Annotated in this window: 21 protein-coding genes and 2 tRNA genes; 8 read left to right on the plus strand and 15 right to left on the minus strand. The window is 28.5% G+C overall.

Features of this window, described 5'->3' with window-relative positions; all coding sequences use genetic code 11:
• Window positions 1-16 precede the first annotated feature (16 nt).
• The 5 genes from SHK09_RS04160 to hpf form a co-directional block, all read right to left on the minus strand.
• Window positions 17-1,327: a DEAD/DEAH box helicase gene (locus SHK09_RS04160; RefSeq protein WP_319809519.1), complete on the minus strand. Its 1,311-nt coding sequence runs from the start codon at window positions 1,325-1,327 to the stop codon at window positions 17-19.
• Window positions 1,328-1,525: 198 nt separating this feature from the next.
• A complete protein-coding gene (locus SHK09_RS04165; RefSeq protein ID WP_319809520.1) occupies window positions 1,526-2,392 on the minus strand; it encodes a YihY/virulence factor BrkB family protein in 867 nt (288 codons plus the stop codon).
• A gap of 104 nt (window positions 2,393-2,496) precedes the next feature.
• Complete coding sequence (locus SHK09_RS04170; protein ID WP_319809521.1) at window positions 2,497-3,006, minus strand: peroxiredoxin-like family protein; 510 nt, start codon at window positions 3,004-3,006, stop codon at window positions 2,497-2,499.
• Window positions 3,007-3,028: 22 nt separating this feature from the next.
• The gene (locus SHK09_RS04175; protein ID WP_319809522.1) at window positions 3,029-4,150 is read right to left on the minus strand and encodes an alkene reductase; all 1,122 of its coding nucleotides are present in this window, start codon (window positions 4,148-4,150) and stop codon (window positions 3,029-3,031) included.
• A 45-nt stretch (window positions 4,151-4,195) separates the two neighbouring features.
• Window positions 4,196-4,498 (minus strand): ribosome hibernation-promoting factor, HPF/YfiA family, encoded by a 303-nt coding sequence (hpf, locus tag SHK09_RS04180; RefSeq protein WP_319809523.1) that lies wholly within the window; start codon window positions 4,496-4,498, stop codon window positions 4,196-4,198.
• A 180-nt stretch (window positions 4,499-4,678) separates the two neighbouring features.
• Here hpf and SHK09_RS04185 point away from each other — a divergent pair, with 180 nt between their 5' ends.
• From SHK09_RS04185 to SHK09_RS04195, 3 genes are all read left to right on the plus strand, one after another.
• Window positions 4,679-5,257: a Maf-like protein gene (locus SHK09_RS04185; RefSeq protein WP_319809524.1), complete on the plus strand. Its 579-nt coding sequence runs from the start codon at window positions 4,679-4,681 to the stop codon at window positions 5,255-5,257.
• A 143-nt stretch (window positions 5,258-5,400) separates the two neighbouring features.
• Window positions 5,401-6,354 (plus strand): transketolase family protein, encoded by a 954-nt coding sequence (locus SHK09_RS04190; RefSeq protein WP_319809525.1) that lies wholly within the window; start codon window positions 5,401-5,403, stop codon window positions 6,352-6,354.
• A gap of 53 nt (window positions 6,355-6,407) precedes the next feature.
• A complete protein-coding gene (locus SHK09_RS04195) occupies window positions 6,408-7,004 on the plus strand; it encodes a porin family protein (RefSeq protein ID WP_319809526.1) in 597 nt (198 codons plus the stop codon).
• Window positions 7,005-7,390: 386 nt separating this feature from the next.
• Here SHK09_RS04195 and SHK09_RS04200 read toward each other — a convergent pair whose 3' ends face one another.
• Entirely contained in the window at window positions 7,391-8,200 is an 810-nt protein-coding gene (locus SHK09_RS04200) for a peptidylprolyl isomerase (RefSeq protein ID WP_319809527.1), read from the minus strand.
• Between the two features lie 80 nt (window positions 8,201-8,280).
• Between SHK09_RS04200 and SHK09_RS04205 the strand changes: the two genes are divergently transcribed.
• Together SHK09_RS04205 and SHK09_RS04210 are read left to right on the plus strand one after the other, a co-directional pair.
• The gene (locus SHK09_RS04205; protein ID WP_319809528.1) at window positions 8,281-8,661 is read left to right on the plus strand and encodes an RNA-binding S4 domain-containing protein; all 381 of its coding nucleotides are present in this window, start codon (window positions 8,281-8,283) and stop codon (window positions 8,659-8,661) included.
• Complete coding sequence (locus SHK09_RS04210) at window positions 8,658-9,161, plus strand: phosphoribosyltransferase family protein (protein ID WP_319809529.1); 504 nt, start codon at window positions 8,658-8,660, stop codon at window positions 9,159-9,161. The genes SHK09_RS04205 and SHK09_RS04210 overlap by 4 nt, the downstream gene beginning before the upstream one ends.
• Here the strand turns inward: SHK09_RS04210 and SHK09_RS04215 are convergent.
• The gene (locus SHK09_RS04215; RefSeq protein ID WP_319809530.1) at window positions 9,153-9,668 is read right to left on the minus strand and encodes a shikimate kinase; all 516 of its coding nucleotides are present in this window, start codon (window positions 9,666-9,668) and stop codon (window positions 9,153-9,155) included. The genes SHK09_RS04210 and SHK09_RS04215 overlap by 9 nt on opposite strands.
• A 96-nt stretch (window positions 9,669-9,764) precedes the next feature.
• Between SHK09_RS04215 and SHK09_RS04220 the strand changes: the two genes are divergently transcribed.
• From SHK09_RS04220 to SHK09_RS04230, 3 genes are all read left to right on the plus strand, one after another.
• Window positions 9,765-9,837, plus strand: a tRNA-Lys gene (locus SHK09_RS04220).
• A 47-nt stretch (window positions 9,838-9,884) separates the two neighbouring features.
• Window positions 9,885-9,968, plus strand: a tRNA-Leu gene (locus tag SHK09_RS04225).
• A 70-nt stretch (window positions 9,969-10,038) separates the two neighbouring features.
• Window positions 10,039-10,842: a carboxypeptidase-like regulatory domain-containing protein gene (locus SHK09_RS04230; protein ID WP_319809531.1), complete on the plus strand. Its 804-nt coding sequence runs from the start codon at window positions 10,039-10,041 to the stop codon at window positions 10,840-10,842.
• Window positions 10,843-11,208: 366 nt separating this feature from the next.
• Here the strand turns inward: SHK09_RS04230 and SHK09_RS04235 are convergent, their stop codons facing one another.
• From SHK09_RS04235 to lpxA, 8 genes are all read right to left on the minus strand, one after another.
• On the minus strand, window positions 11,209-12,039 hold the full coding sequence (locus tag SHK09_RS04235) for a prohibitin family protein (RefSeq protein ID WP_319809532.1): 831 nt from the start codon (window positions 12,037-12,039) through the stop codon (window positions 11,209-11,211).
• A 309-nt stretch (window positions 12,040-12,348) separates the two neighbouring features.
• Window positions 12,349-12,738 carry an acyl-CoA thioesterase gene (locus tag SHK09_RS04240; RefSeq protein ID WP_319809533.1) on the minus strand — a complete coding sequence of 130 codons (390 nt, stop codon included), beginning with the start codon at window positions 12,736-12,738 and terminating at the stop codon, window positions 12,349-12,351.
• A 73-nt stretch (window positions 12,739-12,811) separates the two neighbouring features.
• Window positions 12,812-14,839, minus strand: a complete 2,028-nt coding sequence (locus SHK09_RS04245) for a VWA domain-containing protein (RefSeq protein ID WP_319809534.1) — start codon at window positions 14,837-14,839, stop codon at window positions 12,812-12,814.
• Window positions 14,840-15,277: 438 nt separating this feature from the next.
• Window positions 15,278-16,024, minus strand: coding sequence for a 3-oxoacyl-[acyl-carrier-protein] reductase (fabG, locus tag SHK09_RS04250; RefSeq protein WP_319809535.1), 747 nt, complete (start codon window positions 16,022-16,024; stop codon window positions 15,278-15,280).
• A 131-nt stretch (window positions 16,025-16,155) separates the two neighbouring features.
• Complete coding sequence (gene sucD / locus SHK09_RS04255; protein ID WP_319809536.1) at window positions 16,156-17,034, minus strand: succinate--CoA ligase subunit alpha; 879 nt, start codon at window positions 17,032-17,034, stop codon at window positions 16,156-16,158.
• Window positions 17,035-17,095: 61 nt separating this feature from the next.
• Window positions 17,096-18,022 carry a UDP-3-O-(3-hydroxymyristoyl)glucosamine N-acyltransferase gene (locus SHK09_RS04260; RefSeq protein WP_319809537.1) on the minus strand — a complete coding sequence of 309 codons (927 nt, stop codon included), beginning with the start codon at window positions 18,020-18,022 and terminating at the stop codon, window positions 17,096-17,098.
• 78 nt (window positions 18,023-18,100) lie between these two features.
• Entirely contained in the window at window positions 18,101-18,667 is a 567-nt protein-coding gene (gene efp / locus SHK09_RS04265) for an elongation factor P (protein WP_319809538.1), read from the minus strand.
• Window positions 18,668-18,749: 82 nt separating this feature from the next.
• Window positions 18,750-19,535 carry an acyl-ACP--UDP-N-acetylglucosamine O-acyltransferase gene (gene lpxA / locus SHK09_RS04270; RefSeq protein WP_319809539.1) on the minus strand — a complete coding sequence of 262 codons (786 nt, stop codon included), beginning with the start codon at window positions 19,533-19,535 and terminating at the stop codon, window positions 18,750-18,752.

The raw sequence follows: 19,535 nt of genomic DNA on the forward strand, positions 1-19,535 counted from the left end.
TCTGAATTATAATTATTTACACACCATAAATTCTAACTTTTTTCTTTTTTAGACGAGAATTATTCAATTTTTCTTCTAATTCTTTTGCTAAAGTAGCAGGTACTGCAACAAATGCGCAATCTTGTTTTAGTTCTATATCTCCTAACTGATCTTTTGTTAATTTACCTTGTTTAATAAATAAACCAGCAATATCACCTTTTGAAATTTTATCTTTTCTACCCCCAGAAATAAATAAAGTTTCCCAGAAGACAGGTTTTCTATCTGCTTGCTTAGAAATGTTCTCTAAATCTGCATGCTTCATAAAGTCTGGTAAACGCTCTTCTTTCCATTTTAATACATATGCTGTTCCCTTTGCAGAAACTCTTGCTGTACGTCCATTTCTATGCGTAAACTCTTCTACTTCTTTAGGTAATTCATAATGAATAATATATTTCATTTCTGGTACATCTATTCCTCTAGCTGCTAAATCTGTAGCAATTAAAAGTTGATTGGTACCGTTTCTAAATTTAATTAAAGAACGTTCTCTATCTTTCTGTTCCATTCCTCCACTAAAATTACCATGTTTAATGTTTTTACTTTCTAAGAAAGCACTAACATTATTAATAGTATCTTTTAGGTTACAAAAAATAATTCCTTGTTGGTTACCTAAATGATTTAGTAAATGCAATAACGTATTCAGTTTATTTTTTGCAGGAGAAACAACTGTTTTAATTTGTAATTTAGAAGTAGTTGCTTTTAAATAATTAACAGTATTTGGCTTATCTAATCTTACAAAATCTGGAATCTCAACACCTTGTGTTGCAGACGTTAATATTCTTTTATTTAAAGAGATTAATTGATTAATAACACCTCTCATTTCATATTCGAAACCAACCTCTAAAGACTTATCAAATTCATCTAAAATTAAAGTTTTAATATGATCTTTAGAAAATCTCTCATTAGCAAAATGATCTGAAATTCTTCCTGGAGTTCCAATTAAAATTGCTGGCAAATGTTTTAATTCTATTTTATCTTTAGACATTGGTCTACCTCCATAAACAGCATTTACTTTATAACCAGAACCCATAGAACGTATTACTTGTTCTATCTGAATTGCTAATTCTCTTGATGGTACCAGAATTAATGCCTGAATTTCATCGATGTTAGGGTCTAAGAAATTTAATAAAGGCAAAGCAAAAGCTAAGGTTTTTCCTGTTCCTGTTGGCGATAATAAAATAGTATTAACATTTTTCTTTATCGTAGCAATAGCTTCCTCTTGCATAGGATTTAACTGACTAATATTCAGTTTTTGTAGTATTTCTTCTTGTCCTTTTATATGATTTGCCATTACTTTGGAATTTCTTTTATTTTTTAATAATCTACAAAGATAGTCAGACTTGAGCTGTATTGTATAAAATTGTTAAAGAATTGTAGTTGTTTTCATTAAATTAATAAAAACAGCACTATATTAAAGATGCAAAAAGAGGTTCTTAATAAAATAATAGTTTTAAAAACTAATAAATTAATATGTAAAACATTCTACTTATTACTTCTTTTCAATTAGATATACATCTGAATATACCTTGGTAAAATGAGCACCAAAAAATAGAATTAAACTAGAATATGAAACCCAAAGCATAATTAAAATTACAGAACCAGCTGCTCCGTATGTAGAACCAGGATCCATTTCATTAAAATACCAAGCCATTAAATATTTACCAATTACAAATAAAACAGCTGTTACTGCTGCCCCTACTTTAACTGCTCGCCAACGAACAGTTTTACTTGGCAGGTATTTAAACATCGCTGCAAACAAAATATAAATAAAAAGGATAGACATTAAAAAATCTATTATAAAAATGTATTCAAATAAATTGTCGGGTACAAATTTCTCAATTCGATTACTAAAAGCACTAATTAATGCTGTTAAAACAAAACTAATCAATAATAAAAAACCAATAATTAGTATAAAACCAAAACTTTTAATTCTAGCAAAAACCATTTGTAAGAATCCGTTTGTATTTTTATTTTCAGGTACTTTCCAAATCTTATCAAAAGCGAGTTGTAATTGATGAAAAACACCAGTAGCACCATATAAAAGTGTACTAAAACCAATAATTGTAGTAAATACAGATACTGTTTCATCTCCTCTATCTAGCATCATTAAACGAATAGATTCTGCTGTTTGTACGCCTACAGCTTTAGTTATTTCATCTAACATTTCTCCTTGTACAATTTCTCTTCCCCAAATATTACCTACCAAATTAAGAATAATTACAACAAGTGCTGGCAAAGATAAAATTGCATAATACGCAACAATAGCACTTAGCTCGAAAGGATTGCTATCTAACCAATTACTTCCTGTTTTTTTTAATAAACTAGGAAAATCTTTTATTACTCGTTTAATTTGCACTTCTATTTTTTTATTTGGTTAATGCTTAAATCAAAAATAAACTATTCTCTTTATTGTTACTAATAAAAAAAACTTCCAATTTTTAATTGGAAGTTTTTTAATTTTTAAGCTTCACCTCTTGCAGGATAACCAGCTTTTAGAATATAATCTATTCCATTTAAAACATCATTTAAAAGCGGTCTACCAAAAGGCATCGATTGTATAGATTCCCAATAAACTTTACCTTCTTTATCAATTAAAAACAAACCTGGTTCTGTAAATTGATTTGGTTCTTTATCGCTAATACCATTAGAAATAAACAAACCCCATTTCCTAGCCTCTTCGATGGTTAAACCATAACCAATAGGTAAATCTTCAATATTCCACTCTTTATAAGTTTCTTTTGCTATCTCTTCTGTATTGGCACTTATTGCAATAAGATTAACGCCACGTTCCTTAAAATCTCCAATCTTTTTTTGCAGTTGCTCTAATTGCTTTTGACAAACTGGGCAATGTTTACCTCTGTAAAAAAAAATTAATGTAAAATTCTCTGGTTTTTGATCTTGTAAACTCCATTTTGCGTCGTTTACTAACTTTATTGTTAATTCAGGTGCTTTTTCTCTTGGCTTTATCATTCTGTAAGGTTTTTGTTTAAAATTATTCTTTTAATTCACTTAAATCTACGGTATCTTTTTTATAATCTGTATATCCCTTAGAACCGGTTGTATAAAACGTATCGTTGTCCCATTCTGCTAAGGCTGTATTCTGATTAAAACGTTCTACTAAATCTGGATTAGAAATGAATAGTTTACCAAAAGCAACTAAATCTGCATAACCTTCTTCTATAATTTTATTCCCAGATTCTTCATTAAACCCTGCATTTATCATTAAAGTACCATTATAAATTTGTCTAAAATGTTTTGCTACATCTTTTACAGCATACGCAACATTAGAAACATCTGTAAATGGTTCAGAAAGGTGAACATATGCTAAATTATAACTGTTTAATTTCTCTAAAATATACTCGAACGTAGGAATTGATTCTTCAGTTATTTCCATTCCAAAAATTCCGTTTAAAGACGGATTGAAGCGTGCTCCTATTTTATGCTCTGGAATAACTTCTTTCATTGCATCTAAAACTTCGAAGAAAAAGCGAGCTCTATTCTCAATACTTCCTCCATATTCATCAGTTCTTGTGTTTGATGTTTTATTGAAAAATTGATGAAATAAATATCCGTTAGAAGAATGAATTTCTACACCATCAAAACCAGCTTCAACCGCATTTTCAGCTGCATTTTTAAAATCTAAAATTGTTTGCTGAATATCTTTTTTAGTCATTTCTTTAGGTGTAACAGTATCTTTTTGGCCTTCAGGCGTAAATACTTTTACATTTGCATTAATAGCAGAAGGAGCCAAAGGTAAATGGCCATCATGAAAATCTGGATGGGAAATTCTACCTACATGCCACAGTTGTATGTAAATTTTACCTCCTTTATTATGCACTCTTTCTGTTACTTTTTTCCAGCCTTGTACTTGTTCTTTACTATAAATACCAGGCGTATTAATGTAACCAACTGCCTGCTTAGAAACTTGCGAACCTTCTGTAATAATTAAACCTGCAGAAGCTCTTTGTTCATAATACAAACCTTGTAAATTATCTGTAGGTATGTTTCCTTTATTATCTGCACGACTTCTTGTCATTGGCGCCATTACTACTCTATTTTGTAATGGTAAATCTGTAATATTATTAAATTTTTGTAGTAAATATTCTTTCTGCATTTTCTTTCTGTTTTTTTTTAAAATTATAATCTTATGAAATAGGTTTTAATGGTTAGCCAATTTTCCTTTTTTCTTTGTTAATTGTTTTTCTAAATCATTTATAGACTCTGTAATAGAAGTTTTAAAATTACTATTGCTTGCTTCTGCAAATAATCTTGGTCCTGGAACACTTAATCGAATATTACAAATCATTCCTGTTTCATCTGAAGATGTATTTTCTGTTTTAAAGAAAACATCTGCTCTAATAATTATTTGAAATTTAGTATATAAGCTCTCTAGTTTCTCTTTTGCAAATTCTTCTAATCTTTTACTAGCGTTTACATTGTGGTATTCAAAGTTAATATTCATAATCTCTTGCATTTATTAATTAATAATTAAAATTTCTATTGTAAAATTAACAATATTTCTATTATTTCATTTGCGTAAACGATTCAAATTTGAACTCATATCGTATTCTAACAAAATTATTAAAGTCTATTTTATATTTATCATTAAATTTGTCTGTTTTTAAATGAAAAACTAACACAAATGTTAAAACAAAAATTAAAATCATTTAATATTATTTTAGCTTCTGGTTCTCCAAGAAGGCAACAGTTCTTTAAAGATTTAGATATCGATTTTTCAATTAAATTAAAAGAAATCGAAGAAATATATCCAAAAGAATTAAAAGGTGCAGAAATAACAGATTTTTTAGCTGATTTAAAATCGAAAGCTTTTAAAGATTTACAAGAAAAAGATATCTTAATTACTTCGGATACTATTGTTTGGTTAGAAAACAAAGCATTAGGAAAACCAAAGGATGCTAAAGATGCTTTTAACATGTTAAAAGCACTTTCAGGTAAAAAACATGAAGTAATTACTTCGATATCGATTAAAAATAATTCTTTTCAAAAAATTATAAACGATATAACAACCGTTACTTTTAAAGAACTTTCTAATGATGAAATTAATTATTACATTAATAATTATAAACCATTTGATAAGGCTGGCGCTTATGGTATACAAGAATGGATTGGTTATATTGGAATAGAAAACATAGAAGGAAGCTATTTTAATGTAGTTGGCTTGCCTGTTCATAAACTTTACAAAGAGTTAATGAACCTCTAAAAACCTTTAATTATCTAAGTAATATATAGGTATTAGATATATTATGTTAAAAAGTCTAACTTCTATGCTCTCTTTTCTTTTCTTAAGAGAAATAAAAGTTTATTTTTACGGAAATTTACAACACAACATCTTACAACTTTATAATGAAAAAATACACGTACACAGAAAAAAAAGATACACGTTCAGGTTTTGGTGACGGTCTAACAGAATTAGGTAGAACTAACCCAAATGTGGTTGCTTTATGTGCAGATTTAATTGGTTCTTTAAAAATGGATCAATTTATAAAAGAAAATCCAGAAAGATTTTTCCAGATTGGTATTGCAGAAGCAAATATGATTAGTATTGCTGCTGGTTTAACAATTGGAGGTAAAATTCCTTTTACAGGAACTTTTGCAAACTTCTCTACAGGAAGAGTTTACGATCAAATTCGTCAATCTGTTGCTTATTCTGGTAAAAACGTAAAAATTTGTGCATCTCATGCTGGTGTTACTTTAGGTGAAGATGGTGCAACACATCAAATATTAGAAGATATTGGTTTAATGAAAATGTTACCTGGTATGACGGTAATTAATACATGTGATTATAACCAAACAAAAGCTGCAACTATTGCAATTGCAGATTTTGATGGTCCTGTATACTTACGTTTTGGTAGACCAAAAGTGCCTGTTTTTATGCCGGCAGATGAAAAGTTTGAAATTGGTAAAGGAATTCAATTAACAGAAGGTACAGATGTAACTATTGTTGCTACTGGGCATTTAGTTTGGGAATCTTTACAAGCTGCAGAACAATTAGAAGCAGAAGGTATTTCTGTAGAAGTTATAAATATTCATACAATTAAGCCTTTAGACGAAGATATTATCTTAAAATCTGTAGCTAAAACAGGTTGTGTTGTTACTGCTGAAGAGCACAACAAATTAGGTGGTTTAGGTGAAAGTGTTTCTAGAACATTAGCATTAAACGTTCCTACTCCGCAAGAATTTGTTGCAACAGATGATACTTTTGGAGAATCTGGAACACCAGAACAATTAATGGCAAAATATGGTTTAGATGCTGCTGCAGTTGTAAAAGCTGTTAAAAAAGTAATTTCTAGAAAATAATTTCGTTTAAATCTTTAGATAGTTTTTAATATTAATTTTAAATAAAAAAAAGGATGAAAAAAGTAATTTTAGTAATGTGTTTGGCATTTGCTTTTAGCCAGACATCAAATGCACAAATAGATTTTGGTGTAAAAGGTGGTATAAACTACAATAATAATGGTGATGCAACATTTTCTTCAACAGGAGGTGATGTAATTAAAGGTGGGGAATCTAAATCTGGTTTTCATGCAGGTTTATGGTTTCGTGGTAAAATACCAATAGTTGGTTTATATTTAAGACCAGAATTAGTATATACACAAGTAAAAAATGAATATACAAATACTCAAAATGTAACTTCAGACTATGAATTTAAGAAAATTGATGTTCCTGTTTTAATTGGAAAGAAATTTTTAGGTGTTGCTAATGCTTTTATTGGTCCATCGTTTCAATATATTTTAGAAGATGATTTCGAATTTAATGATGTAACAACAGATGATTTTGATAAGTTTTCTGTTGGACTTCAAATGGGAGTTGGAATAGAATTAGGAAGAGTTGGTGTAGATGTTCGTTGGGAAAGAGGTTTATCTAATACAGAAGCAAAATTTGTAAATGGATTAACTGTAGATAATAGAACAAACCAAATAATATTTGGTCTTTCTTTAAAATTGTAAGAAAATAAACTATTTAATATAAAAAGGCTCTTGAGAAATCAAGAGTCTTTTTTTGTTAGAATTATTACTATTAAATAAGGATTTGTTAATCTGTTTTAAATTGCTTAGAAGCGCTAAAATGATATGATTATAGAAAACCTACAACCAGCAGTCTTTCTTATAATACCTTCATAGATATTATAGTTAAAATTAAAGTAAAAAAATTAAAAGTTTAATTCAGTTATAATCTTTCAATTACTTATAATAAGTATTTTGGCAGCGTTTAACAGCACTATAAATAAATTCCAATGTTAGTTGTTATCAATCTATCTAAAAATAGATCTAGTTAAACTAAAAAGGCTCTTGATTTCTCAAGAGCCTTTTTTAATATAAATATAATTATGTTTCTACTTAATGTTAGGATTTAAATAATCTGGTAAAGTAGGATTACTATTGTCACTAAAATCATTTGTTGGATCGCCATCGCCATCTGCATCTTCATTTATAGAAGGTGTACCGTCGTTATCATGATCTGTATCTTCTACTAAATCTAATAATTCGATGTAAAACATTAAATTTGTATTTACAAGATTACTTGTAAAGTTATTTGTATTACTAGATGGGTAAGCCAAACCAGAAGGAATAAATAAAATACCTTTACCTGTGTTTAAATAGGTAATTGGTCCGTTAAAAACATCTCCATTTGCCTCTTTCTTTAATTCACCTCCTTTTAATTCGGTAAAACCATGAGTCCATCCTTTAATAACAGCATTTAAAGTAAACCAAACACCAACTTCATTTGAATCGAAATTAGTAGTTTGAAGTGTTGTGTTTAATATTGCTTGTCCAGAATACTTAACGTAAATAGAATCCATTACCGTAGGACTCTCTTTTGTTGGCACAGGCTTCCCTTCTTCTCTACTATATACATATAATGTGTGTTCTATGTCATTATCTATTACCGTTAGAGATTTTAAATTATCTTTATCATCAAATAATGAAGTTTTACCAGAGACTAACGTTTTTACAGAATCTAAAGATTCATCATAGTAATTGTTTTTTAAAAATTTAACTAGAGAATCATTATCTGAGATAGCTAATTCTTCATAATTAATATCTGCAAACGGATTTACAAAACCAGAAGAATCATCATCACAAGAATACATTACAGCGACTCCTAAAAAAAGAAGTAAAAAAATATTTTTTATTTTATTCATTATAATCTTAAAATTTAAGGCTGCAATTTACCATTTTTATACCTTTGTAAAAAGACAAACATTATATTTTAACTTTTTTTATGAGAATAGATAAATATTTGTGGTGTATTCGCGTTTTTAAAACGAGAACAATAGCAACAACAGCCTGTAAAAAAGGACAAGTTAAGATGGATGCTAAAAGCGTAAAACCATCTAAAGAAATTTTTGGTGGAGAATTAATAGTGGTTAGAAAAAACCAAATTAATTATCAAATAAAAGCTTTAAGTTTACCAGAAAGTAGAGTTGGTGCCAAATTGGTAGATCAATACAGAAAAGATGTAACGCCTAAAGAAGAGTTTGAAAAGACAGAACTCTTAAAATATGCGAAAGATTATTACAGAAAAAAAGGTATTGGTAGACCAACCAAAAAAGACAGAAGAGATATAGATAATTATCAAGACGATACAACCGAAGATTTATGATTGCAGAAAACAATATAATATTAAATAATATTCAAATAAATCAAAAGATTAAAAGAATAGCATACCAAATTTACGAAAACAATAGTTCTGAAAAAGAAGTAATTATTGCAGGTATAGTTGGTAACGGTTATACTTTTTCTAAAAGAATAGCCGAAGTGTTAGAAGATATTTCAACTATAAAGGTTACCCTTTGTGAAGTTGTTATTAATAAGAAAAAACCATTATTACCAATAACAACCTCTATTTCTGTAGACGAGTATAAAAACAAACCATTAGTTTTAGTAGATGATGTTCTAAATTCTGGTACTACCTTAATATACGGAATTAAACATTTCTTAGATGTTCCTCTAAAAAGATTTAAAACAGCAGTCTTAGTAAACAGAAACCATAAAAAATACCCTGTAAAAGCAGATTTTAAAGGTATCTCTTTGTCAACATCTATAAAAGAACATGTACAAGTAGAGTTTAACGAAAAAGATGCAATCGCTTATTTAATCTAATTTGTTTTCTAATTCTAGAAGAATCTCATCTAGTGTTTTATTGTCCGTATTAAGAGTAATTGAAGCTTGCTCATAGAAAAACCTTCTTTCAAAAAGATGTTTTGCTACAAATTCTGTTATTTTTTCATTTTCTAAATTAGCAACTAAAGGTCTTTTACTCTTTTCTTCAATTATTCTAGTTACTAAAGTTTTAATACTTGCTTTTATGTAAATAGATTTTGCTTTAGAACTATTTATTAATTCCATATTATTTGCATAACATGGCGTTCCCCCACCTAAAGAAAGTACAAAACCTTCTTCAAAACTTAGAATTTCTTGCAAATATGTGTTCTCAATTCGTCTAAAATAAATTTCTCCTTTAATTTTAAATATTTCTGAAACACTCATGTTTTCTCTTTCCGAAATGTAATCGTCTAAGTCTATAAAATTCATACACAGCTTTTTAGAAACCTGTTTACCTATGGTAGATTTTCCTGAAGCCATATAACCTAAGAGTATAATTTGCATGTTTTTTATTTTTTTACAAATATCGATAAAAAAAAATCATTTTTATGCTAATAGTTCCAATGTTTGATAGTATATTTGCAATCGATTTAAGAAAAAGACCTGGTAGCTCAGTTGGTAGAGCATCTCCCTTTTAAGGAGAGGGTCCTGGGTTCGAGCCCCAGCCCGGTCACAAAAAAGCTAAGCTTACGCTTAGCTTTTTTTATTTTTATAACATTAGCGCACGTGGCGAAATTGGTAGACGCGCAACCTTGAGGGGGTTGTTTTCGCAAGAAAGTGGAAGTTCGACTCTTCTCGTGCGCACTTTTTATTATTTTAACTTCTTTCACAAATAATTAACCAAACTATATAAGATTATCATTATTTTTGCAACATGCAAAAATTAATAATTATTTTGTGCTTATTTGCCTCTTTAAGCACGTTCTCTCAGATAGATACTTTACGTACTAAAATTTTAAAAGGGCAAATTATTCATGCAGAAAATAAAAGTGTTCTAAGTGCAGCGCATGTATTAAATTTAAACACAGTTTCTGGAACCATTACAAACGATAAAGGTTTTTTCGAACTAGCAACAAAAGTAAATGATACAATTTTAGTTTCTTATTTAGGGTATTCTTCTATTAAATTAAAAATAACAAACGATTTATTAAAAGGAAACGAGCTAGAAATTGCCTTATATGAAAAACCGCAAAATATTAAAGAAGTTGTTATTAGATCTACTAAACTAATTGGTGTTTTAGAAATAGATGTAAAACAAGTTCCTAAAGACAGGTTTACAAGAATACACATTAATGGCTTACCACAAACTTATGAAATTGGTAAACCTAAAGCTAAAGACTTCTCCTCTCCTATTGCAGCATTGTTTCAGCCAGTAGATTTCTTATACAATCTTTTTGGTAACAAACCTAAACAGTTAAAGAAACTTCAAAAATTAAAAACAGAAGATGATTTGCGTAAAATGCTTGCAGGTAAATTTGATAGAGAAGTAATGATGGAATATCTAGACATGGATAGACAAGAACTTTCTGAATTACTTACAGATTGTAGCTACTCTGATTATTTTATCAAAAAAGCATCTGATTTACAAATGATAGAAGCTGTTTTAGATTGTTACGAAAATTACAAAGCATTAAAGAAAGGTAAGATAGATCGTGATAAAATTCCTGTAAAGAATTAAGTTTTATAATGAAAAAGGTCAGAAACATTACGCTTCTGACCTTAATCAACTATTAAAAACTAACTAAATACAATTATAAATACAGTTGTTGTGCAGGTATAATTATACTTTTTCTTAATTACTTGAGTCTTTTTTTCTATATCTATTTTCTAAATAAACTTCACACTAGAATTGTTATAATAAATTAGATCATAATCCTTTACTAGCTATTTATAATTACTTCTATAACCATAAGACGACAACATCTATAATAAGTTACAATTGTTTTTTTGTTTAACATAACTTTGGCTAAATCCCTTAAAATATTTCACAAAAAAAAATCCAACATCAGTTGGATTTTTTTTAAAATTATAAGAAGATAATTTCTTATTGATTACCTAAGATAATTGGCATTCCAGATTTACCAGAACCAATAATAATAACTTTACTATTAGAAGATTCAGACAACTTAACCGTAGCTTCGATACCTTTATCTTGAAGAATCTTATCTGTTAAAGATGCACTTAAAATACGGTTAGATTCCGCTTTACCTTTAGCGTCTATAATTACTTTTTCTGCCTCTTTTGAAGCTGTAACTAATCTAAATTCATACTCTAAAGATTCTTGTTCTTGCTTTAATTTTCTTTCAATTGCTTGTTTAATAGTTGGTGGAAGTTTAACGTCTTCTACTAAAACTTTCTTAACAGTTAAATATTGACCTTCTAACAACTTAGTTACTTCGTCTAAAATTTCTTGTTCAATTACATCTCTTTTACTAGAATACAATTGTTCTGGCGTATAACGACCAACAACACTTCTTGCTGCTGCATTAATTGCAGGATCTAATAATTCACGTTCATAATCTTCTCCTTTTGTTTTAATCAAAGAACCTAAATTAGCCAATTCTGGCTCATACCAAATTGTTCCGTTTACTTTAACCTCTAATCCATTAACAGAAAGTACATTCATTTCATCTGAAATAGATTGCTGACGAACCTTTCTTACAATCATTCGATTCCAAGGTGCAACAATATGAAAACCTTCTCCATATGTTTTCTCTGTATTAATACCATCTCCTAAAGTTTCAAAAATAACACCTCCTTCTCCAGGACCAATTGTTACTGTAGATTTAGAAAATAAAATTAAAACTGCTACTGCTAATATTATAAAGAAAACTCCACCTTTTGGAAACTTTATATCCATTTGATTATTTGCCATTTTTTTATCTATTTAAATTCATTCAAATTTACAATTTAAGTTTAGGAAACACAATCTATATAGGTACAATCTTCATTAGCCATTTCTAACTCTAAAGTAACATGTTCTATATAAAAATTAACCTATAAAATTTTACGAATCAGCAGTTTTAATAATTTTCTATTAGAATTACTTAGAAATTCACTATTAAGAATTAAACTATAACATCTGCTAAATGTACCTGTAATAGTTTATCAATCAATAGATAACTAATAAAAGGTCTATTTTTTTCTACAATGATCTGTAAGGAAAATTACAAACTAAAAATTATTAAGACTTTAATCTATCTTTAACATATTCTACTTTCGTTTTACCGTGTTTTTTAGGGTTTCCTTCTTCATCTAAAGAAACCATTACAATTTTATCTATTTCAATAATAATTTTGTGTGTAAGTTTATTTCTAACAGTACATTTTAAAGTAATAGAAGAGTTTCCAAAAGCAATAACATCCATACCAATTTCAATAATATCACCTTGTTTAGCAGAACTAACAAAATCAATTTCAGACATGTATTTTGTAACAGTTCTAGAAATCTCTAATTGAATAATTGCATAAATACCCAACTCTTCATCAATCCATTGCAATAATCTACCGCCAAATAAAGTCCCATTCGGATTTAAATCTTCTGGTTTTACCCATTTTCTAGTGTGAAATTTCATAAATATATTTTTTTATTTCTAAACCAAATTTCATGCTTTTTAAAAGATATCTGTAGTAAAATCAATTGCTATTTTAAATCTTACCATAATATTTTCTGATAAACCATTCTGCAGTAAATAAAGAGACTACAAAGAATAAAATCCATCTCCAATCTATTAAATTCTGCTCTTTAATAGTTGTTTTTTGAACCGTATAATAGTTTTTATTATCAAGTAAATTCTTAATTAGTTTTTCTGAATCATTTTTATAAAACAACTTTCCTCCTGCTTTATTAGCTAGCTTTGTAAGCTTAATTACATTTGCATGTGTAAATTGTTCTTCTATTTTATATGCTGTTATTTTAAAACTACCATATTTCGAAATATTTTGACCTAAAACATTTACCTTAAAGCTATACTCACCAGAAGAAAGGTTTTCTAATTCAATTTGATAAGAATTATTTATTAGAGACAAGGGAAGCTTAGTAACCTCTTTAGTAGCCTTGTTTGTTAGCTGAATTTCTAAAGATGCTCTAGCATCAAATTGATAATTCTTATCTGTATAAAAGGCAGATATGTTAATAATAGAATTTGCTGGGTAGAGATTTTCGTTATTTACCTCTAAACGATTTCTTTTTTTCTTTGAAGAAATATACTGAACCAAATTACCTATAAACTGATCGAAATCTTGAAACGAATTCGTATTTAAGAAACTAGACGCTCTCCATTTCCAGATTCCTTCACCAAAAATTACACCTACTTTCTGATTATTTTTTTCTAACAAAGAAATTAAAGGTTGTTGTGTTTCAAGTCCGTTTATATTTTGAAGCAATAAATTTTGATGATCTTTAGTAAAAGTAATTTCACCAAACTTGTCTTTTAATGGTGCAAACTGATTATAGCCAATATCTTTCTGTAAGAAAGTTAAGAAATTAGTATTGTAAATTGCCCCGTAATTCTCTGTTTGATTGATCGCTTTTTTAGAGAAATCTAATTGTTCTTTATTGATAAAATTCCAATCTGTACTTGCACCAGAAACCAATAAGTAATTAGAATTAGATTGTTTTATTTCGCTTAAAATAGACTTAAACGAGTTGTTTGGTTGATACAGTATAATTAATTGAAAATCAGATAATTTATCTTTAAAATTATTAAATTTTTTAATTTCTACAGAGCGTTGTTTATTACTTTCTATTGCTTTCTTTAACGCGCCAATATCTGGGTGTAAAACAGCTGCAAGAATTAATACTTTTGTTTGTTCATTAATAACTTCTACAGAAAAATTCTTACTATTATTTCTTATATTTTTCTCATCTTTTATTTTCTGAATAGATGCAGTATAATAATTAACCCCTTCTTTTGTTGATGTAAGGTTAGTTGTAATTATCTTAGATTTTTCTTCTTTAGAGAACTGTAACTTTTTAGAAAAAACTGTTTTCCCTCTATTAAAAACAGAAAATTTAGTTGTTACAGTTTCATTTCCATCATAATTTAAAATAACTTCTACAGGAAATTTATTTTTAATATAACTGTATTTGTTTACGTTTACCTGACTAACATTTAAATCTTTATATCTTGTTGTATCTCCAAAAACAATTGGATACACTACTTGTTTAGAATTTATATATTCATAATCATTACCTATGGTTTGGTTACCATCTGTTAACAATAAAATGGGTGCATTTTTATTGCTATTTAACTTATTTACAGTTGTAAGTGCTTTATATATATTTGTTTGGTTACCTATAAAAGATAAACTATCTGAAACATCTAAATTATTACTAAAATTGAAGATTTCTAAAGTAAATTTATTAGTTAAAGCACTGTTTTTCTTCAACTTATAAACTAATTCTTTTATATTTTCAGATTCCTTAAAAAAAGGAATAGAACTAGAATTATCTACCAAAATAGATAAAGTTGGTTTAGTATTTTCTAATTCTGTTGTTTTTATCTTCGGATTTATTAATAATAGTATCAATAAAAATAAAGAAAATGTCTTTAATGTAAAAAGTAATATATTAATTTTAGCTTTACTCTTCACTTTAAAAAAGTATTGAAAATAAGCAACTATAACACTTAGTAGAAGTGCTATTGTAATGTATAAGATGGTTGTTGTTTGCAATTATTTTTTTATTTGTGTGAAAGATATAAATAACAATCTAAAAAAAGAAAACCTGCAACGTTTAATTGTTACAGGTTTTTAATATTTATTAGTTACTATATTCAAATATTTTTAAAATAAAAGGTAATATTAATAAAAGACAAAAATATAATGCCGGTATTACTCCTAAGAATATAAGAATTTGTTTTTTTCTAAAATTTTCTTTTTCCTTTAACCATATTATTAAAGGATAAAATAAAGATAACGTAAAAGCTATATACAATAAACTTTTAGATATAAATTTGCCATACTTATAAATATAGAAATACTCATCAGAAAATCTATAGAATTGTAATTGTGATGGTAAAAATAGACCTTGTATTAAAAGTACATAAATTAAGATTAGAATTACAAATGGAGACCATAATAATTTATATAACTTTTTCATAAAGTTTAATTCTATGTCAACATACCACCATCTACAGACAATGTTTGTCCTGTAATATAAGCACTCATGTCAGATGCTAAAAATACACAAGCATTTGCAATATCTATTGGTTGTCCTCCTCTTTTTAAAGGAATTCCATCTCTCCAAGATTGTACAGTTGCTTCATCTAATTTTGCTGTCATTTCTGTTTCTATAAAACCAGGAGCAATTACATTACTTCTAATGTTTCTAGAACCTAATTCTAATGCTACAGATTTAGAAAAACCTACAATACCTGCTTTAGAAGCAGCATAATTAGATTGACCTGCATTACCTTTTAAACCAACAACAGAACTCATATTAATAATAGAACCAGAGCGTTGTTTCATCATTGGTCTTATTACTGCTTTTGTTAAGTTAAAAACAGATTTTAAATTTACTTCAATAACTTTATCAAAATCATCTTCAGAAATACGCATTAACAAGTTGTCTTTGGTAATTCCTGCATTATTTACTAAAATATCGATAGCTCCAAACTCTTTATGTACTTCTTTTGCTAATTCTTGTGCTGCATCAAAATTTGCTGCATTCGATTGATATCCTTTTGCTGAAACTCCGTAAGATTTCAATTCTTCTTCTAGTGCAATTGCTGCATCTACAGAAGAACTATATGTAAAAGCTACGTTTGCACCTTGTTTTGCAAACTCAACAGCTATTCCTCGACCAATTCCTCTTGTTGCTCCTGTAATTATTGCTGATTTATTTTCTAATAATTTCATATTGTAGTATTTAGTTGATATTCAAATATAAAAAAGAAATTCCCGTTTTCACGGGAATTCTATATTATTGTTACTGTTTTATAACAAATTAATCAATTTTATAAAAAGATTATTTAGTTACCAATAACCTCTTATTTTTTACCTAAAACTTTTGCTACCATTTCTCCAATTTTAGCTGGTGAACTCACAACGTGAATTCCGTTTTCTGCTAAAATTTTCATTTTTGCTTGTGCTGTATCATCAGCTCCACCAACAATTGCTCCTGCATGCCCCATTGTTCTTCCTGCTGGTGCAGTTTGTCCTGCAATAAAACCAACAACTGGTTTTCTGTTTCCATCAGCTTTAATCCATTGTGCAGCTTCAGCTTCTAAATTTCCACCAATTTCACCAATCATAACAATTGCTTCAGTTTCTGGGTCATTCATTAATAACTCAACAGCTTCTTTTGTAGTAGTTCCAATAATTGGATCTCCACCAATACCAATAGCAGTAGTAATTCCGTAACCTTGTTTTACAACTTGGTCTGCAGCTTCATATGTTAATGTTCCAGATTTAGAAACAATACCTACTTTACCTTTTTTAAAGATAAAACCTGGCATAATACCAACTTTAGCTTCATCCGGTGTAATTACACCAGGGCAGTTAGGGCCAATTAATCTACAATCTCTATTATCTATATAAGCTTTCACTTTTACCATGTCTGCAGTAGGAATTCCTTCTGTAATACAGATAATAACTTTAATTCCTGCATCAGCAGATTCCATTATTGCATCAGCAGCAAAAGCTGGTGGTACAAAAATAATTGAAGTATCTGCAGCTACTTTTTCTACAGCTTCTAATACAGTATTAAAAACCGGTTTTCCTAAATGCTCTTGTCCTCCTTTTCCTGGAGTTACACCTCCAACAACATTCGTTCCATAATCAATCATTTGACCTGCGTGAAAAGTACCTTCACTACCTGTAAAACCTTGAACTATAATTTTTGAATTCTTATTTACTAAAACACTCATTGGTTTGATATTTTATTTTGTTACGCAAAAATAGTTTATTGATTGTTTTTAAAAAAATTTTTTAAGAATTCTTTCTGTCTTTCAAAAAACGTTTTATTTCTGCCATTTCTTTTAATTTTTCTCTTGTTTCAGAAACCGGAGTTCCGAAATAACTTTTTCCTCCTGCAACAGATTTTGTAACACCTGTTTGCCCAAGAATTACAGCTCCTTTTCCTATTGTAATACCACTATTTGTACCAACTTGTCCCCAAATTGTAACCTCATCTTCAATAATTACACAACCTGCAATACCTGTTTGTGAAGCGATTAAACATTTTTTGCCAATCTTAGTATCATGACCTACATGAACCTGATTGTCTATCTTTGTTCCTCTACCAATAGTTGTATCTCCTGTAACACCTTTATCTATAGTACAAGATGCTCCTAAATCTACATTATCTTCTATAACTACTCTTCCTCCAGAAATTAATTTATCAAAGCCTTCTGGTCTATTTTTATAATAAAAAGCATCTGCACCTAAAACTGTATTTGCATGAATAATTACATTATTACCAATTACAGCATTATCATAAATAGCAACATTAGGGTGAATTACACAATTTTTACCAATTAAAACATTATTTCCTATAAATACATTTGGTTGTATAATTGTATTTTCTCCAATTATTGCAGATTCAGAAATACTAACTTTAGAGGCAATAAAAGGGTTATAATGTTTTGTTATTTTATTAAAATCGCGAAAAGGATCGTTAGATATTAATAGAGTTTTCCCTATCGGACAATCTACTTTCTTATTGATTAAAATTGTTGTTGCAGCAGAATTTAATGCTTTATCATAGTATTTAGGATGATCTACAAAAACGATATCTCCTTGTTCTACAACATGAATTTCATTAATTCCTGAAATTTTAAAATTTTCATCACCAATAAATTCTACATCTATTAGATTTGCAATTTGCTGAAGTGTTTGTGTATTCTTGAATTTCATTATTAACTATTAGATTGTATATCGTTTTCAATTTTAATAAGTAAAATCTATTTAAAATTGAAAACGACTTACAAATCTTTATTCTTTTATTCTTTCTTGGTAAGTTCCTTTAGTAGTTTCTACTTTAATTTTATCTCCTTCATTAATAAATAATGGTACATTAACAATAGCACCACTTTCTACAGTTGCAGGTTTTGTTGCATTTGTTGCAGTATTACCTTTTACACCAGGTTCTGCATGCGTAACTTCTAAGATAACACTTGCTGGTAAATCAACAGAAAGTGGCATATCATCTTCAGAGTTAATTATAATAGTTACAACTTCTCCTTCTTTCATTAATTCTGGTGAATCTAAAGCACTTTTTTGTAGTTGAATTTGAGAATAATCTTTCTCATTCATAAAGTGATACGTTTCTCCTTCATTATATAAATACTGAAATTTATGAGTTTCTACACGAATATCTTCTATCTTTCTTCCAGCTGGAAATGTATTATCAACAACTTTACCATTGGTAACACTTTTTAATTTTGTTCTTACAAAAGCAGGTCCTTTTCCTGGTTTTACGTGTAAAAATTCTACGACTTTATAAATATCGTTGTTATATTTTATACACAATCCGTTTCTAATATCTGATGTTGTTGCCATTTCTAGTGTTTATTTTTTATTATAATAATTTTATTATAATTAATCTATTCGTTTGTTTTAAATATTCTTTTTAACTCAAAAATTAGTTTGAGTTAAAATACCCTTTCATAATTCCTCTATGAGAATCTTTTATAAATTGAATTATTTCATCTCTTTCTGGAGTTGCTTCCATTTCTGCTTCAATGATATCAATTGCTTGCGTATAATTGTAATTTTTTTGGAATAAAATTCTATATATATTCTGAATTTCTCTAATTTTTTCTGTTGAATAACCACGTCTTCTTAATCCTACAGAATTAATACCAACATAAGATAAAGGCTCTCTTGCCGCTTTTACATAAGGAGGCACATCTTTTCTTACCAAAGAACCACCAGTTACAAAAGCGTGTTTACCTACGGAAGCAAATTGGTGTATAGCTACCATACCAGCTAAAACTACATTGTCTCCAACTGTAACATGACCAGCAAGTGTTGTATTGTTTGAAAAAACACAATTATCTCCCACAAAAGAATCGTGAGCAATATGGCAATAAGCCATTATAAGACAGTTGTTACCAATTTTGGTTTTCATTCTGTCTGATGTTCCTCTGTTTATAGTTACACATTCTCTTATGGTAACATTATCTCCTATTTCTACTGTAGTTTCTTCATCATCAAACTTTAAATCTTGAGGAATTCCTGAAATTACTGCACCTGGAAAAATTCTACAATTTTTACCAATTCTAGCGCCTTCCATTATAGTAACGTTAGAACCAATCCAAGTTCCAGAACCAATAGTTACATTGTTATGTATTGTAGTAAAAGGTTCTATTACTACATTTCTTGCTATTTTTGCTTGCGGATGTACATACGCTAAGGGTTGATTCAT

The sequence above is a fragment of the Polaribacter sp. PL03 genome (assembly GCF_033875165.1).
Classification (GTDB): Bacteria; Bacteroidota; Bacteroidia; order Flavobacteriales; family Flavobacteriaceae; genus Polaribacter.